We start from the raw sequence: 17,677 nt of genomic DNA, 5'->3' as shown, positions 1-17,677 counted from the left end.
ACCCTTTCAAATCATAATTTCTCCCGTTGTGCCATTGATCGTAATCTCCATTCCCGTTTTCAATTGCTTGGTAGCCCCCTCAGCACAAACAACGACTGGAATGCCAAACTCTCGAGCAACAATCGATGCATGGCATAACACACCACCGGTTTCTGTAATTAACCCTTGAATCGTGCCAAATGCATGACTCCAACCAGTATCTGTAAATCGTGTGACCAAAATTTCATCGGCTTGCAGTTGATCGACATCTTTTGGATCCAGTAATACACGAACCTTACCAGAGACAATCCCATCATTGGCACCAATACCAGACAATCTGGTTGCTTTCCCTTGCACGAATGTATCATCGGCTTCCACTTGAGCGAGTAAATCTCCCGGTGGATTAAATGCACGATAGGCTTGGCAGTATGCAAAATTATCTTGCGCTAGTTGTTGGAGTTCGGCAGCACTTATACGATGATGCATAAAGGCTTGAGTTTGCTCTTTCTCAAGATAAAACAACTGCTCTGCATGCTGCAAGATGCCTTGTTCTTGATATTTTTCCCCTAATTGTCGGGTGGCTTGACGAATCAAATGATAAAAACGAGTCGAAATATCTTTAAATTCTTCGCGCCACCATAATAATTCACGCAATAGTTGAATATCTTTTTTGATTTTTTTCTGTTGGTATGTTTTCACATGTGGTGCAATTAACTGCTCTATTTCTTCTTCTGAAAGTGCTTCTTGAAAAGACGCTTTTGCTGTTGCCGCTTTTTCAGGCTGCATCAGATAGTCTTTGACCTGTTCAATCACTAGACACTGGTCTTCACTGTAACTTGGAACAAGTAAATTTAATTCTCGAGTCGAATGATAACCAAAATTCTCCTGGAATTCTTGGATTTTTTTGGCATCTTCTCGCTCAGGATTCACTTTCAATAAATTCGCTATTTTTAAAATGTCATTTTCTTGCCAGTCTGGTACATAATTTTTTTGAATAATATCCACGATTTCCAAAAGACTCTTTAACGGTCGAACATGTGATACCTCACCTAAACGAGCAATCAATTGAAAGAATGTCGAAAGTGGGATTTTTTTCAATAATTGGGTTTTCTTCATAGATAACTGGATAGTATTGATAAATACTTGCCAGAAATAGGTCGTCTCACTTTGTAAGTAAGCTTTCTCCACCAGTTCTTCCCATAGTTGCTCGTTTTCTGAAAGAGAGCCGTTTGCCAATGCAGCTAGTTTTTGATTGTATGAGTGATACATTGAAAGCAACTCTTGATGTTTTTGAGAAGCCTGGTTTCGCTGTTGCTTCGTACTTTGCTGAATTGGAATTGCTACTCGTAACAAATGGTTGATGGTTTTAAAGGTGAAACGACTTTTGTACCCATCCCCTTGATAGTTTTTATAAATACCTAATTCATCATCAAATTCTCGTTCCACATAACGAGGGATTTGAGCCATCGCTTCTTTCACCACACCAATATTCCAATAAGGTCGGGCAAAGTGATATGTTGCCAACGCTGGGACTTGTTTTGAAGGATATAATTTGTGTTGAATTAAAAAGCGTTCTAATGCTGTTTGCCAAGTCATTCGGTATAAGCTCCACATCAATGCTGGACATGGCTGAGCTGCTACTCCACCATCTCGGAAATTTGCATTCGTCCAATTTCCCCGTTTGATTTTTCGACTGACTGTCGTGATAGGACGAACTTGTAAGAAAAATAATTGATTTGCTTCAAAACAAAATTCTACATCAATTGGATAGCCATAAAAAGTAGTTATATGTAGCAATTGTTTCTGCAAATCGACTAACTGTCTCGCAGTTAGATAGTTACTACTTGTAGATGAACCAAACCAATCGAGTTGAATTTGTTCTGGTGAAACCTGTCCACTGACTAATTGCTCACCTGCACCTTCAACAACTTCAATGGAAAATTGCTGGTCCTGACCTTCTGTGGGATTAATCGAAAAAGCAACGCCACTGACTGTTGCTGTAACTTGTTCTTGAATAATTACAGACATCGTCATATCTTCTATCGGCAATTGTTGGACCTGCCAATAATGCAGAGCCTTTTCTTGGAACAATGAAGCAATACATTTTTTCATTGCTATTAAGATATCCTCGACTGTATGGCAATCGGAAACAGATTCATACTGACCAGCAAAAGATGCTAACTCGTGATCTTCCATTTTGCCACTACTTCGGACGATATACGTTTGATTTGGTTGCATAAACTGATTGATTTCAGCCACTAATTCAGCTGGAAATTGCCATGATTGCAAGCGTTCAGTTACTTCATTCGCTGTCACAAAATCCTGATTTTCTAGTTCAGGGACGAGCGGTCGCCACATAGTAGCTAATACATCTTCAGAAATAAATGCTGCTTTTGGTACATTTATTCCAATTTTAGTTAATTCAATTAAACCGTTAATTTTACCACCGTACTGTGGTGCAGTAGAACTTTTATCAATTGTTAATAAATACACTGTCATCCCCTCTTTTCATTTAAAATGGATTTTTACGTAAATGGAAACGAAAGAGCACTTGATTGACTATAATATGTGTCCCTGAACCGACAAGAATAATTCCCAAAAATTGTTGCCAAGTTATCGGTACTAACAGCGCCACTACAAGCGCACAACCTAGTAAAGAATCCGCTTGGTCAATAAAAACAAAGAGCCATTTCCAACGATTCTCTGCGGTTTTCCCTGGTCGTATATCTAAGCGACGCTTCATAAAACTATTTGGTAATTCAAATAGAACATATGCAAACCCTAATAATAAACCAATCCAAGAATTTGTTTGCCAGACGTTTTTATAAGCAGCATAAAATAAATTGTATTGTTCCAAAGAAGGAACGATTGTTAAGCACAGACCCCAGATGATTTGCGAAAGACTCCCTAAAATCATCATCCCAATAAATCCTTTCCACGTCTTGTTTTCACCAAATAATCGTTTCCCATCCGATAATGTTTTTCCCCCATCCATCGGAATCGTAAATCGCCTAGCAATTGGTAATTTACAAAACACCATATTGGCTACACCCGCGAAAATAACTGCCATTAAAGTTATATATAAAGTTAAAAGAAACCTAGCCATCGTAATCCTCCATATTGCTATCTATTCATTTATGGTAAACTATTTTAATTCAATTGCAAAACAATGTGATTATTTTAATGAACCAACACAAAAAAAGAAACGTCTATCGATTAACGTCTCTTTTTTTAGTTTACATAATTTAATTATTTGCTACTTTCTTTTGATGTAGGAAGTTTCGCTAATTCCTCCCAATCGAAAATTTTATCCGACCAACTTTCAATATCTTCAACGTTTCCTTTTTTCAAACTGAATAAATAAAGATCTTTTCCTTGATTAACCGATGGACGATAAAAATCCTCTCTTCTTGAATTTAGATAAATCATCGATTCTTTTTTACCACCAAATAGTTTCCGATCGCCGTTAGCTAGAATAATCTGAATGCCATCCTCATCTTCCATATTAACTGTACCTGTCCGCTGGAATAAATTTACAAATGGTTTAGTGGTTTTAAAATAAACTTTATATTCGACATCGGGTGGTACCGTCCAAGTCTCTCCAGTTTCTGGATTTGTTTTTCAGGTAGATAAATTTTTTCGACTTGTGTGATATCAATATCTTTTGCCTGTAAGATAGGCGGCTCCATAAACCACCAAACAATGAACACTGCAAAGATTATGGAAATAATCACCCCAATGATTCCCCAAAGTGCATATGTCATCCGTTTTTTTAACTTCCCATCAAAGTTCAATTCATCAACCATCTTGGTGTCTTCTTTTAATAGATAATCTAATGATAAACCAAACCATTCACTCATTTGCACAACTTGATCAAGATCAGGATAACTTTTACTATTTTCCCATTTAGATACCAACTGACGGGTAACAAAAAATTCTTGTGCAAATTCTTCTTGCGTTAGTTCTCGCTTTAATCGTTCTTCTTTAATAATTTTTCCAATTTTCATACACGAACTCCTCCAAAAAAAGTATAGCAAATCCCATTAAGTTAGAGAAGTTATTGTTAATTTTTCTCGCGCAACAAAGGATAACATGTTGATTTATCAAGCTTGTTACCATTTATTGCTAGAATCTTTCGGCTCGTCTTGCTAAGTTATCTGGGAGGTGATGGTTTGACACGTACTACAGGAAAATACTTATTTTTATTACTTACAGGGATTGGCATTCTCTTCCTCCCCCAACTTATATCGCAACACATTCTCTTTGGTTCCGATATTTTATTTCATTTTAATCGCTTTTATGATACCGCCATGCAAATAAAAGAACATAATTTTCAATATTTTTTATCCATGTATGGCTTTCAACATTCCGGGCGCATTGTGAATGCTTTGTATGGCCCTATGATGGCTTATTTTCATGGTTTTTTAGTATTGATTAGTGGCAACTGGTTTATCTATCAACTAGTCTCAACTATCAGTTTATATCTTTTAGCTATTTTTTCTATGAATGCTTTATTGAACGTTCGTCATGTCAAAAGAGAAACACGTTATTTTTTAAGCTTCTTTTTTGTCACAACATTTGCTATTCAATACTTTGTCACACGTCAAGGGTTTAGCAGTTGGGGTGCTGCTCTGATGCCTGCATGCCTGATTCCCTTAAAAAAATTGGTTGACCAAGAAAAACTCTCTCCGATAGCTGTTGGTGTAAGCATTGCAATAATGGTACAAACACATTTATTTTCAAGTCTATTATTAGTCATCATTTATGCTGGTTATTTCGTACCCGTTTGGCTAAAAAGTCCACGTAAGAAAAAACTCTTAAGCGAACTATTGTTAAGCATCGGTATCTTTCTGCTATTAACGCTAAATGTTTCTATCAGTCTTTGGATTCTCTATAGTCAAAATGAATTAATTGCGCCTTTCATTAATCGTTCCATGTACTTAAGTACCGTCACAGCTAAAAGTATCTATTGGTTACTTACACCGTTACCGTTAACCTTTGCCCTCTTTGCAAGTAGGAAAAAGTTTTTTAAACGTACGATGACAGATTTTCAGCGATATACCGGATATACAGCACTCTTCTTTCTTGTCTGTTCAACTAATCTAGTTCCTTGGAAGTTTTTATCGGAACAATCCTTTCGTTGGGTAGAATTACTCCAATTCCCATTTCGTTTTTTTATCCCATTTACGGTTTTGTTTCTACTTTTTCTAGGCTTACATTCTCACGAAAAAGACTTTTTAACGACGACACGGAAACGATGGGTATTCGTTGTAAGTATCGGGCAAACTATCTTAGTGATGAGTGTCTTACTATTCCAACAAGGAATGATTGGACTTGATTTCCTAGGGAAACACGATCGCTTTACAGGTACAAACTTCAGCGAACTTCAACAAGCCAGCCATTCGGAGGATCTTTCAGAATTGTTAACACTACTGAATAAATCAACACCCGACTATCTACCACGTTACCATTCAACAATGGAAAATCCTTATGATATGTATCGACAAGCAGTCATTGAAGCAACTGGGTTCACAACCGATGTCACAGAAAAGCAATTAGTGGTTCGTTGGAATGCCGACTCAACAGAAAATGTTCAACCACCAGTTATTGTTTATACAGGTACTGAATTGCAGCTAAATGGTAAAAAGTTATCGCTAACGAACGATCAATTAAGCCCAATTGGTGTTCCTAGCATTCCTTCAAAAAAAGGCGAAAATATTCTACTCGTCGACTTTCCTGCTACTGAGCAATTGAATATGGTCTTTTTATGTGTTATCTGCAGCTTCTTTCTAAGTTTTGCTTACTTGATTTACAAAAAGTTTTTTTAAAGACTCGTAGCAGATTGGATGTGATTAATCCATTCTGCTACCGAATGCACTTGATACGTAGCACTTTGTTTCAAAGATTCAGCTACCCAAGGAAAGGTAGCACTCGTGTATTGCTGCAGCATGTTTTGATCGTTTAAGCCATCTCCTATTGTGTAGACATGTTCCGAGGCAATGGCTAATTCATCTGATAAATAAGCTATTGCTGTGGCTTTATTTGTATGTTGCGATACGATATCGACAGTTTGGATATTTTGTAGAAAAGCACATTGTGGATATTTAACTGCGTAGGATGAAACAAAGACTTGTGCTGCTTCTGATGTCGGGAACTGAATGGCCATTTGATATAATTCAGCATCATTCATATTGAGAACAGTTAGCGCTTCTGCTACACTAAAAATTTTTATTAATTCTAGGCCTTGCCTTCCAATTGCCATACTTAATTTGATATGTTCAATCACCGGCTTTTGGTCGTTCATCGCTTTTAATAAATTGGTGATGTTTTCTTTATTTAATTTGTTATAAGATGTCATTCCGATGGTTGCACCATTGTTGCCTATCACATAATTAGGTTTGATTTGAGGATAATTACTTAGTTTTTCTTCTAGCGAACGAATGTCTCTACCGGTAGCAAACACAAATTGGTTCCCTGCTTGTTGCCATTGAATAATAGCTTGAATATCCTCCTTAGAGATACGACTGTTGCGGTACAAGGTACCATCAAAATCACAGAATAAAAATTTCATCTAACTGTTTCCTTTCTACTATATAAAATCTTTCTTTCAGCCTCTATTTACGTTATAGTATCTTTTGAAGAGGTGAATGTAATTATGTCAATCGTCGAACGAATGAATTACTATTTTCAATCGTTAAATGCAAATGAACGGGAAACGTTGCATACCATTCTTTCAAATAAACAAGAATTCAACGATTTAACCATTGATGATTTTGCAAAAAAATGCTTAGTTTCAAAATCCTTTGTGATGAGATTGTGTAAAAAATTAGCTTATTCTGGTTACAGTGAGTTTAAGTACCAATTGAAAGCTGAACTTGATTCGCATATCACACAACAAAGTACACAATCAATTATCGAAACAACCCAACAAGATATCGCCGAAACGCTTCGTTTGTTAGATACCAAAGTCCTAAGTGAAATTGGACATTTGCTGGATCAAGCCAATCATATTTATACTTATGGCACAGGTTATGGCCAAAAGACGATTTTAGAGGACTTTAAACGTGGCTTTATCTCAAGCAGACGAGTCATGACTTCGCTCCCCTCTAGTGTGGAGCTACGATTAAATAGTGAGATTATGCAAAAAAATGATGTGCTATTTATCGTTTCAATGAGTGGACAAGTAGACAATATTATCAATGAACTGATTCATTTAAAAGAACGTGGTGTCTATGTCATTTCTATTACGCAATTTTCAACAAATTCTTTGGCTAGCTTATCATCCATTAATCTGTATTTAAAATCGACACCCATTCCTAATCCACTAGCCCCTGAAACACCATATGTTTCCTATAGCGCGCTTTGCGTCCTACTAGATATTATCGTTAAAAATTATTTGAATTCTTCTACGAAAAAGAAATAAAAAGGGGCAAATGCCCCTTTTTATTGACACTTCGGTAAACTAGCTAGTAGTGTTTCTAACTCACGATTGACAATTAATTCCTGCGGGAAATCAATTTCTTCCAACATTGTTAATGACTCAGTAAAATTCCCAATATCTGTCACAAAGTGCGCATCTGAACTAACACTCACCTTCACACCATATTTTTTACATAACAAAGCAATCTCCCGGCAATTTTGACGGGCATTTTTTCGATAAGGAAAAGAAGACGAATTAATCTCCACAATTTTGTCATATTCCTTAAATAACTTAATAATTTTATCGTGTGTAAAGGGATAATTTCCATTTCCACAGTGACCAATGATATCAACCCATGGATTTTTTGCAATATTTTCCCAAATTCTATCATGTTCTATTGATGATGCAGGTTTAACTACTTTCTCATGACATGATGCAATGACAATATCTAATTTTTCAAAAGTAGATGTTGGTAAATCTAGATTTCCTTCATGGTCAATCACATTTGCCTCTACTCCTTTCAATATTCTGATACCATGAACGAATTCAGGAATCGCTTTTCTCATATTACCAAAATACGATTTATTAAAGGTCTCACCAGGCCCTAAGCCCGGTGCATGATCCGTAACAGCCAATCCAGTCAGCTTCTTTTCTTTGGCCGCATAAATATTTTCTAAAAGCGTGCTATATGCATGAATCGAAGCAATTGTGTGAGTATGTGTGTCTATTTTTGCTTGTAACATCTGATTTCCTCCTATAACAATTTTTCAAATTCATCGCGAACTTGAGGAACACTGATGCCAACGATAACCTGAACACTATTATTTTTTCTGACAACACCAATTGCACCATTTTCTGTAAAAAATGCATCGGGTGCAGTTTTTTCAGGATTATGAATCGTCGTTCTTAGTCGCGTCGCACAATTGGTGACACTCTCAATGTTTTCTTTCCCACCTAACCCTTCTAGAAAGGCTTGTGCTTTGATAGCAAATTCATTTGAACCAGCATTGGCTCCTTCTGCTTTCATCTGTTTATAGTCTTTTTTCGTATATAATTTTGTTTCACCAACCAGTTGGCGACCAGGTGTTTGAATGTTAAATTTCGTAATCAAGACATAAAAGACAACAAAGAAAATCACCGTAAAGATTAGTCCGACCGCAATCTGTTTTAAGTACTCGTTGTGGTGGTTATGCCATAATGGAATCCAGTTTTTAGCCAACCAAGTGATGATTCCACTAGTGAAATCTCCACGAATACCAATTAAATAAACGGCTGTTGATAGAGAGGCACATAAAATAGCATATACGCCATACAACATTGGTGAAATAAATAAGAAGGTGAACTCCAATGGTTCAGTAATCCCACCAACAACTGCCGATAACGCTGCTGGAATAACCAAGGCAGCAATTTTTTTCTTATTCTCAGGTTTGGCAGTAAAATATAGTGCAGCAGCTACCCCAGGTGCGCCAAAAATTTTGTTATGTCCATATAATTTGAAGCCAGCACCTGGGAATAATTCAGCTAACGGTTGTTTCGATTGACTAAATTCAACCAAATGATCTAACCAATAGGTTGTAATTCCCCCATCAACAATTACTGGACCATAACTAAACGGTTGCGTTAATAAATGATGTAAGCCCGTTGGTAATAATAGACGTTCTAATAAGGAATAACACCAAATACCAAACGCACCACTATCAACAAAGAAAGTTTGCGTATAACCCATTCCTCGTTGGAATAACGGCCAAACAAAACAAAAACCAACAGCGATAACTAGCGCCGCCATCATTCCTAAGCAGACAACTAACGAAGACCCATTAAACATTCCCAACCAATCAGGAACCTTCTTATCAATAAAGCGATCATGAATGTAAACCACTAATAGCGCAATAACAATGGCACCGACAATTCCTGTATCCAATGTTTTAATACCACCAATCATTTTCATCCCTGAACCAGTCACTGCGTCCATTGTGTAATCAACACCAAAGAAACTACCGAAATAATTTAAAATAGCACCAATAAAGTAGTTAAACGCCGTGTATACCACAAAAGATTCCATACTGATTCTAGCAGCTGATTTTTTTGCTAGACCAATTGGTAACGCAATAACAAAGAGTAACTCTAAATTGTTAAATACCGTCCACATTCCCGCACTAACAATATCCCATAATTTATACCAAAGTGTGTCACTTTCAGCAATCGAGCCCATAATAATTGGATTTTTGAAAATAATGGTAATTGCTAAGATAATACCCGAAAATGATAATAGCATGACAGGTGTAAACATTGCCCCACCAAATTTTTGAATTTTTTCTTTCATTTCATTCTCCCCTTCAATAACTGATAGTGTCATTATATGAGAGTGACTTCTGTTTTATCAATATAGCGTTTCCAAATAGGTATGAATGCCGGATTCATATATAAATTTCAGTTAAGTGGAAAAAATTCCGGAAATAAAAAACACATATACCACTTCAGTCTGAAGCAGTATATGTGTTTTTCCATAAAATAATCGTCACAACAGCACCTTGTAAATGATTGTCTAAACACAATTGTCCGTTATTTCTTTCTAAAATTTCTGTAACAATAGCTAATCCTAATCCATGGTTCGCGGTATTTTTTTTGGTCGTATAAAAACGTTGAGTTGCTTGTTCCAACGCTTCTGAACTGAAACCTCCTTGATCGGTGACTTCTATTTTATAGTAATCCGAATAGTCTTCAAATGATAAAGTAATCGTCGTTCCTACTTTTGTGTGCTCGATGCTATTCATCAAAATATTTTGTAGTACTCTGGTAATGGCTTGCTGATTTACTTGTAGAGAACTTTCTTCTTTTTGAACGACGACTAGTTGATGGGTAGGTGTAACCAAGTTCTGGGCAAATTGTATCCAATCATCAATTAGATTTGGCCGAATCGGTTGTTTGATAACTTCATTGGCTGATTCTTTTAACTCCATAATAAATTGCTCCAATCGTTCCACACCACGTTGCACGTCGTTGAGGCGATCATCATATCGAGCATCCAACTCTTCTTCTAAAAGTTCTAAATTCCCTTTAATTAAGGTAATTGGCGTTCGTACATCGTGTGTAACGTCTTGAATCAATTGTTTTTGTTGATCCTGTGATTGCCATAACTCTTCCAATGTACCATGTAATTCTCGGTTCATACTATCGAGCGAATCCAGTAATTGTTGAATTTCTTTATATGCACTGTATTCCTTGTCATAGCTTAAATTCATCTCTCTGATTTTTTCATTTGTTCGATTAATTTTCGCTAGTTCTAACTGTAATTTTTTGGTACAACGATAAATCAGTCCCAAAAAACCAATAATCCATATAAGAAAAACACCTAACGGATAAAGTATTTCCACATTTGGTAGTCGTTCAAACCATTTTTCTGATGAAGGGAATGCTGTTAATTGATAGCTCAATACAACCTCCCGATAATCATTACTGACTGCAATAAAAATAATTTGTCCAAATAAACGATTCGTATGACTGCTCCCATCTTTTTTAGCATCTGCAATTAATTCATTGTACTTTTTAGGAATAGTCTGTGTTATTTTTCCATCTTCAATGACTTGTGCATTATAATAGTAAGGAAGTTGTTCAATTGTCCACTCAGCTTTTCCTATTTGCTTTTCTACAGTGTCCAGTTGTTTCTCTGCAAAATTTGCAGGATATAACCACCCAGCGGCCATTAAAAACTTAACGCCCAGTAGCGCACTACTAATAACAATTATCGTGAAGAATAATTCTAGTAACGAATAGTTTTGTATTAATCGCCGTAATGATCTTTGCTTTGCCATTTATATCCAACATCCCAAATTGTTTGAATCGGATTTTGATTTGTGCGAGCAAATTTCGCTCTAATTTTTTTTACCCGTTCGGTGATAGTTGTTTGACTGTCTCCTTGTGCATCATAACCATAGACAGCAACATAAATGTCTTCTTTCGAAAAGGATTGCCCACGATGACGCATAAGGAAAGAACATAACTCAAATTCCGAATGCGTCAATCCGATTTCTTCATCATCTACATAAAATTGCTGTTTGATTAAATCGCAAGAAATAACCCCATCAAATAATCGTTGATGCTTCTCTCGGTGTTCACGACGTAAGTGCGCCCCAACACGTGGCAGTTAAAAAAATAACTGGCGCATCAATGATTTCTCGATATTTTCTCAAAAATTCAAATCCATTCATCTTGGGCATCATCACATCTAGAATGATTAAATCCGCTTTTTGTAACTGCTCCTTATTAACCATCGTAACATCTGATTCTACAGACACTTGATAAGTCGTTTGTAATGATTGTCGAATCAATTTCAATAAATCACAATCATCATCTATTACCAAGATATTCATCTCTACTCCTCCAAACTTGATGTTCCTTCCCAACGATTATACCAGAAAAGCACTCCTGCTAGCAGACAGATTCCCAATACCACTGTTAGTCCTAGTAGCATAGCATATTCTTTAGCCATTAAAGGAGTACTTGCTAATTGAAATACGTAACGATGAGTCAGTTTTATCGGCCAAACCCAAGGTAAATAATACCAAATTGCATTCCCCAAATCAGTCGTCCCCAACAAAATCCCTGATAAAGTCAGAATGCTCCCAACTAAAATGGCCCCAACATAACTACTAAGTAAAGATAAACATTGATAGAGGATAATTAAAGGTAAGCTACAAATAACAGGAATTAGCATAAAATGCCTAATAAATAAATTAGACAAATTCGTCTGAATAAGTAGATGGAAACCTATAAAACAAGTAGTCATCAAAAGTGTAATAGATATAACCAACAACCAAATAAACAATAAATGACTAATCCATAATATATTTCTTGACACACCTATTCTTAACTCACCAAAATTACCAGCTTCCTTTTCTAATCCGTAAATCATCGGAATATAAAAACTTAAACAAAACATCATCGCAATTGAAAAAAATAAAAACAAACCATGTATTTGCTCTTGAATGACAAAGGAACCTGGATGCACAACTTCAAAATAACCAAATAAGACACTCGCATAAACAATCGGTAACACGATACTTAGCCAACGAATCGGTGTACGTTTTGTTTTGAGCCAATGACCATAAACTAAATTAAGCATCGTGCCCACTCCTCTCAAGAAGCATTTGAATAATAAGCGTCAGCAAATAGATACCTATAGACAAGCCAATTCCTAGTATAATTACCCGTTGATCAAACAACGGACTGCCTGCAACTAAATATGTCCCATTGGGATGAATCCCTAATACAGGTGCCATCATTCGTAAATTATATGCCCAAGGATATGCCCACCAAATGGTTTCTGGAGCAAAAAGAGCGGCTCCCAGACTTAACAGAAAATTAAGAGCTAAAACAATCGAACGGTGGACATAACGACAAAGTATAAAGCTTACTCCAACTATGGGCAGACTACCAAAAAATAAACAGGCCGTTGCTAAGCTAACTGCACCAATAGAAATAGGGTCTCCAATAATAAATAGACCGACAAGAACCAATAAGACGCTTGATAAAATAAGAATTGTTGCTAACTCCAATAACACGAGACAATGCTTAGCTAAAATCAGCTTGCGATTATCGATTCCTAAAATACGATACAGTTGTCGATGATAAGCTTTCTCCTTATTCGAACTATTCATCACTAACAAAGATAAAAAAATCGGTAATAAGAAGATTGGGTACCAATTAAAGCCACCTGCTAATAGATAACTTTTTCCAACAGGACTATTCCCCATTAAACGAGTCATTAAAAAACTAAAGATAATAAAAATAGCCGGCATTAGAAACAATAATTTTCGATTCGCTGCACGTTTTTCTTTTAACCATTCTGCTTTTAATTCAGTTAACATCGGTTCGCTCCTTTTTTACGATTTCAAGGAAAAGTTGTTCCAAATCTTCTGCTTTTTGATTATTTGGTCCTTGGTAACTGACATGCCCTTGATTAATCATGCCAATAGTGTCTGCTACTTGTTGAACTTCACTCAAAATATGACTAGACAAAATAATTGTCACCCCTTGACTAGCTAATAAGCGCAACAATTCACGCAACTCTTGAATACCAATTGGATCCAGTCCATTGGTTGGTTCGTCTAAAATTAGAACTTTTGGGTGAATAATTAATGCCATCGCTATGCCTAAACGTTGCTTCATCCCCAAAGAGAAGTGTTTAACAATTTTCTTTCCTGTTCTTTGTAAATCGACAGTTTGTAGCGTTTCCCCAATTCTTTTTTTATCCAAGTGTAATAAAGTCGTCATCACTTCGAGATTTTCTCTAGCTGTTAGATTAGGATAAATCGCTGGATGTTCAATAATTGCCCCGATTTCTTGCATATGGGATGATTGAATGCTCTGCCCACGATAGAAAATTTGTCCGGAATCTGCTTGTAAAACACCAGTAATTAATTTTAATAGTGTTGACTTTCCTGCACCATTCGGACCAATCAACCCATAGATTTCTCCTTCTTTGACCGATATTGTCACATCGCTCAAAGCAACATGCTGTTTAAATGCTTTTGACAGATTTTTTACTTCAATAATATTCATATAATCCCTCCTCACAAATAAATTTACACAACAAAAATAACTAAAAGATAACTAGAGCATCAAAAAAACCGTACGCTCTTAAAAAAGCATACGATTTCCATCTATTTTGATTCATGCACTTTTCGATGCCGCTTCACAACACCATACATTTTACGTATAGTTAAAAACAGTGAAAGAATAATACCGAGTGCAATACCAATCTGTTTCAGCCAACGCATCTTATCTCGTTCTTTTTGTTTGTTGGCAATTTCTTCTGTATAAGGCACGCGTTTGCCAGTAACTAGTAAACGATGCGTATTAATCATATAAGGCGTACAAGTAACTAGGGTAACCAATTCTTGTTGAGCTTAAATTGACAATACCGACGTATCCTCTGGTGTCACAATTTGACTATCTATCACTTGATACGCTTGTGTGCTTCCCGCTATTTCAATCAGAAATATATCCTGTTCAACTAGTTTTGGTAAGTTCGTAAAAAGTTCTCGCTGTGGCAACCCACGATGAGCTGTAATCACGGAATGAGTATTTTCCCCACCAATTGGCACAGAAGTCCCATCTAAAACGGTCGCTCCTTGCTCCAATAAATAAGGCGTTGTCGAATCAAATAAGGGAATTTCTAAAGCTAGTTTTGGGATGTTTATTTTACCTAGATAGTGATGTTTGAGCATCTTTTGTTCTGCTTTATTTGAAGAATTTTCTTCAAAAGGATCGCTTCCTGGATGCAATCCTTGTTGAGCAATTTGCTGATTTTTTGCTTCCCATTTTGCCAATTCCTGCTCATATTTAGCTTGTAGTTCTTTTTCATATTGACTGGAGCGGTAAGAATCAATAAAGAAGTTCACCGCATTAACATAGAACGGATACGTCATAATTAACCAGCCAATTAAAAATATTGTAATCATACTAATTTTAGAAAGTAACGGCTTATTCACTTTTTCCTCTCCAATCAACGATGTATTTTTGCTTTTGGCGACTGATATAACGACCTTTCCGTAAGCGAAATTGCGAGTCCTTGACTCTAAACACATAACCTTTAATGACCGGGAAATCCGCTGTTGCTTCTAATTTTTTGACAAAATACTTTCCCCCACGCAATTGCTTAAAAGTTACTTGCCCATCGGCTTGAATTGTTGTTGTCTGCAAAATTTTCTTTGGATTGTTGCAACGAGCGATTCCAAGCGTATGGCCGATAGTATCGGCTCCTAAAACAGTGAACACAAAATCATACGTATATTTGCCGCATTGATAATAAACTAATTTACGCCACATCCAATAAAAAACTGTCCCGAAAAATAGGGGAATACAAATCAACATCACACGGAAACGACGGTAATGATAGGTTCGTGTTTGTTGCTTTTCTTGCGCCATCTCTTCTTTGTAAGGCACGCGTTGCGCGGTAACTAATAAACGATGCGTATTGACCATATATGGGGTACAGGTAACCAATGTCACCAAATCTTTCTCTTCTTGAATCGCTAAATCCTCTAATTCTGTGGGCAAAACAGTCTTTAACTGTATGACTTGATACGCTAATTTTTCTGTGACAATATCTAAATAAAAAAGATCGCCTACTTCAAGTTTTTCTAAATCTGTTAATAGCTTTTTAGTCGGTAAACCACTATGTCCAGTGAGGACTGCATGCGTGTTTTTGCCTCCAATAGGAAAAGAAGTTCCTTGTAAGACGGTTACTCCATGATCCAATAAAGTAGCATTCGTCTCTGAAAAAATGGGTAAACTAACAGTTATTTTTGGGATATAGAGTGCTCCTAACGTACGATTTTCAAAATAGCTTTTTCCAGGATTGCTTGTTTGTTGCAAGGCTGATTCGAGTACACTTTCTAACAGACTAAAATCTGGAATACTTGGCTCTAGTTGGTTTACCAAACGCATATTTTCTTCACTCATTTGTTGCAAGCGCTGTTGGTTTTCTTTCTGGTGTGTTGATTGTTGTTCTCGATGGAGCTTCTCAAGAATTTTTTGATCATAATAATTATTTATCGTGTCCGCTACAAACGGATAACTAAAAATAGCAGCACCTGTTAAAAAAAGGACCGCCATCAACAGTTTCAGACATACATTCATTCGTTCGTTTTTTTGCTGTTGCGCCATTGATTCACCTCAAATTAGAAAACGAGGCTGTAATATAAGAAATTGCTCCTCTTATATCACAGTCTCATTTCATTTTATTATATGTGTGCTTGTACTTTTGATTTTTTAAACCAGATATATGCAGCTAACATCATCATTGCACCGACTGCTAGGAATCCATAAATTCCCTTGCCACCAGTTGATGGTAGTAATCCTTTTGGCGTATTTTTAATTTCTAATGCCTGTGTATTGTACTCACCAAACTGGATTGTAAAGGCAATTTCTTCTTTTAGAGTCACATATTTGTCTGATGGTGCTTTGGTTTCTTTTAATAAATACTCACCATTAGTCATTCCGATAATTTTTATCAGACCGTCTTCATCTGAAACTAACTTCGTCGCATCTGCTTCCTCAACCCAATTCACAAATACATATTCTCCTTTGGAATTTTTAGATTCGGCAAAACGAGCGAATTGTCCAGCTTGGTTCTTCACAACAAATTCAGCGCCAGCTAGCGCTTCAGAAGTGTGCGCGTCAATTTTCTTGAATTTTTTACCACCTGTACCAAATTTTACTTCTGGTGTGTCAGGATTTTCTGGGTCGGTTGGCTTTTCTTTCGTCACCATTTCTGGATGGGCTTGACCATCAATTTCAACATGTGCTTTGTTTTCTTCTAGCTGATCAGGAATGACTTCTGATGTTAAACGCATTTTATACGTGACACGCATTGTTTTACCTGCAAGTTGTTTAACAGCTTCAGACTGAGTATTTAGCACAACGACAAAACCATTTCCTTGTGGTGTGATTGTATAATCTTGACTCGTCAAACCTTCAATTGCTAGTGTTTCTGGCTCATAAACAAGACCTTTACTCGGATTATCAACGAAGCGATAATCATGTCGATCAATATCACTTGGAATAGTCAATTGTAATTCGAAATCTAACAAATCACCTGTTGTGATATTTACAAATTGTTCACCGTTGATAGTCGCATCCCATTGTTGATTCTTGTTATCAAAAAACTTTTTATCCGTCATAGATACATTTTTAGGATATAAATGAATATCTTGATTTAAGGAACCACTTGCCGTATAAATGGGCATTGCTACAACCAAAGGTGCCGATTTTTGTGTGATTGAGACATGTGCAGGTGTTTTCGTTTCAACAAAAACATAGACCTTGTCTTTCTCCCCTTCATTTAACAACAAATTTGAAAATGAAGCTAAACCGTTGCTATCTGTCACAATAGACTGACCAACTTGAGAGGCGTTCGATGGTGCTAATGGCGTAAATTCTTGTTGAATCAATGCCATTACTTTTTTTTGCTTTTCTTCGATTGTGCCAGAAGCTTTCGCAATTAATTCATGGTATCTATCTGTTACATCATAGGCTGTAAATTCTGCTCCCGGCAAAGGGTTACCAGAAAATGAAGGATCGATTTCACCTGTATTTTGTTTTTCTGTCAATTCACTTATGTCTTGATAGAAAACTTTGTGCAATGTCACATCGGCTGACTCTGCATGAACTTCTTTTCTCCCCGTCAATTGGCAAAAGACAAAAATCAATACTAACGTTGCGAACACTTTTTCTATTATTCTTTTTTTCTGCATTTTTTTCTCCTTTAAATCA

General features: G+C 36.4%; 17 protein-coding genes and 1 pseudogene. 2 read left to right on the top strand and 16 right to left on the bottom strand.

Going from position 1 to position 17,677, the window contains the following annotated elements; all coding sequences use genetic code 11:
- Positions 1–6: 6 nt before the first annotated feature.
- From BAU17_RS12935 to BAU17_RS12920, 4 genes are all read right to left on the bottom strand, one after another.
- Positions 7–2,472 carry a PEP/pyruvate-binding domain-containing protein gene (locus BAU17_RS12935; RefSeq protein WP_231474977.1) on the bottom strand — a complete coding sequence of 822 codons (2,466 nt, stop codon included), beginning with the start codon at positions 2,470–2,472 and terminating at the stop codon, positions 7–9.
- A gap of 19 nt (positions 2,473–2,491) precedes the next feature.
- Positions 2,492–3,085: a CDP-archaeol synthase gene (locus BAU17_RS12930; RefSeq protein WP_231474976.1), complete on the bottom strand. Its 594-nt coding sequence runs from the start codon at positions 3,083–3,085 to the stop codon at positions 2,492–2,494.
- Positions 3,086–3,228: 143 nt separating this feature from the next.
- Entirely contained in the window at positions 3,229–3,483 is a 255-nt protein-coding gene (locus BAU17_RS12925; RefSeq protein ID WP_161903243.1) for a hypothetical protein, read from the bottom strand.
- A 29-nt stretch (positions 3,484–3,512) separates the two neighbouring features.
- The gene (locus tag BAU17_RS12920; protein WP_161903242.1) at positions 3,513–3,986 is read right to left on the bottom strand and encodes a helix-turn-helix domain-containing protein; all 474 of its coding nucleotides are present in this window, start codon (positions 3,984–3,986) and stop codon (positions 3,513–3,515) included.
- A gap of 165 nt (positions 3,987–4,151) precedes the next feature.
- Here BAU17_RS12920 and BAU17_RS12915 point away from each other — a divergent pair, with 165 nt between their 5' ends.
- Entirely contained in the window at positions 4,152–5,807 is a 1,656-nt protein-coding gene (locus BAU17_RS12915; protein ID WP_161903241.1) for a hypothetical protein, read from the top strand.
- Here the strand turns inward: BAU17_RS12915 and BAU17_RS12910 are convergent.
- A complete protein-coding gene (locus BAU17_RS12910; protein ID WP_161903240.1) occupies positions 5,804–6,550 on the bottom strand; it encodes an HAD family hydrolase in 747 nt (248 codons plus the stop codon). The genes BAU17_RS12915 and BAU17_RS12910 overlap by 4 nt on opposite strands.
- Positions 6,551–6,634: 84 nt before the next feature.
- Between BAU17_RS12910 and BAU17_RS12905 the strand changes: the two genes are divergently transcribed.
- The gene (locus BAU17_RS12905) at positions 6,635–7,402 is read left to right on the top strand and encodes a MurR/RpiR family transcriptional regulator (RefSeq protein WP_161903239.1); all 768 of its coding nucleotides are present in this window, start codon (positions 6,635–6,637) and stop codon (positions 7,400–7,402) included.
- Positions 7,403–7,422: 20 nt separating this feature from the next.
- Here the strand turns inward: BAU17_RS12905 and BAU17_RS12900 are convergent, their stop codons facing one another.
- The 11 genes and pseudogenes from BAU17_RS12900 to BAU17_RS12850 form a co-directional block, all read right to left on the bottom strand.
- Complete coding sequence (locus BAU17_RS12900; protein ID WP_161903238.1) at positions 7,423–8,142, bottom strand: phosphatase; 720 nt, start codon at positions 8,140–8,142, stop codon at positions 7,423–7,425.
- An 11-nt stretch (positions 8,143–8,153) separates the two neighbouring features.
- Positions 8,154–9,722 carry an alpha-glucoside-specific PTS transporter subunit IIBC gene (locus BAU17_RS12895; RefSeq protein ID WP_161903237.1) on the bottom strand — a complete coding sequence of 523 codons (1,569 nt, stop codon included), beginning with the start codon at positions 9,720–9,722 and terminating at the stop codon, positions 8,154–8,156.
- 154 nt (positions 9,723–9,876) lie between these two features.
- Positions 9,877–11,211: a sensor histidine kinase gene (locus tag BAU17_RS12890; protein WP_161903236.1), complete on the bottom strand. Its 1,335-nt coding sequence runs from the start codon at positions 11,209–11,211 to the stop codon at positions 9,877–9,879.
- Positions 11,181–11,384 (bottom strand): winged helix-turn-helix domain-containing protein, encoded by a 204-nt coding sequence (locus BAU17_RS14250; RefSeq protein ID WP_231474975.1) that lies wholly within the window; start codon positions 11,382–11,384, stop codon positions 11,181–11,183. The genes BAU17_RS12890 and BAU17_RS14250 overlap by 31 nt, the downstream gene beginning before the upstream one ends.
- A gap of 127 nt (positions 11,385–11,511) precedes the next feature.
- Complete coding sequence (locus BAU17_RS14245) at positions 11,512–11,769, bottom strand: response regulator (protein ID WP_231474974.1); 258 nt, start codon at positions 11,767–11,769, stop codon at positions 11,512–11,514.
- Positions 11,770–11,771: 2 nt separating this feature from the next.
- The gene (locus tag BAU17_RS12880) at positions 11,772–12,521 is read right to left on the bottom strand and encodes an ABC-2 family transporter permease (protein WP_161903235.1); all 750 of its coding nucleotides are present in this window, start codon (positions 12,519–12,521) and stop codon (positions 11,772–11,774) included.
- Positions 12,514–13,266: a lantibiotic immunity ABC transporter MutE/EpiE family permease subunit gene (locus BAU17_RS12875; protein WP_161903234.1), complete on the bottom strand. Its 753-nt coding sequence runs from the start codon at positions 13,264–13,266 to the stop codon at positions 12,514–12,516. Before BAU17_RS12875 ends, BAU17_RS12880 begins: the two co-directional genes overlap by 8 nt.
- Positions 13,256–13,960 carry a lantibiotic protection ABC transporter ATP-binding subunit gene (locus BAU17_RS12870; RefSeq protein WP_161903233.1) on the bottom strand — a complete coding sequence of 235 codons (705 nt, stop codon included), beginning with the start codon at positions 13,958–13,960 and terminating at the stop codon, positions 13,256–13,258. Before BAU17_RS12870 ends, BAU17_RS12875 begins: the two co-directional genes overlap by 11 nt.
- Before the next feature lie 101 nt (positions 13,961–14,061).
- Positions 14,062–14,862, bottom strand: a pseudogene (locus BAU17_RS12860) (class C sortase).
- Positions 14,863–14,884: 22 nt separating this feature from the next.
- On the bottom strand, positions 14,885–16,069 hold the full coding sequence (locus BAU17_RS12855) for a class C sortase (protein WP_161903230.1): 1,185 nt from the start codon (positions 16,067–16,069) through the stop codon (positions 14,885–14,887).
- Positions 16,070–16,146: 77 nt separating this feature from the next.
- Positions 16,147–17,658 (bottom strand): SpaH/EbpB family LPXTG-anchored major pilin, encoded by a 1,512-nt coding sequence (locus tag BAU17_RS12850; RefSeq protein WP_161903229.1) that lies wholly within the window; start codon positions 17,656–17,658, stop codon positions 16,147–16,149.
- Positions 17,659–17,677 lie beyond the last annotated feature (19 nt).

Origin of the sequence: Candidatus Enterococcus willemsii (assembly GCF_009933335.1) — a bacterium.
GTDB classification, from domain to species: Bacteria; Bacillota; Bacilli; order Lactobacillales; family Enterococcaceae; genus Enterococcus_F; species Enterococcus_F willemsii.
Note: the sequence above shows the minus strand (reverse complement) of the source record. Positions and strands in the feature narration are given on the sequence as shown.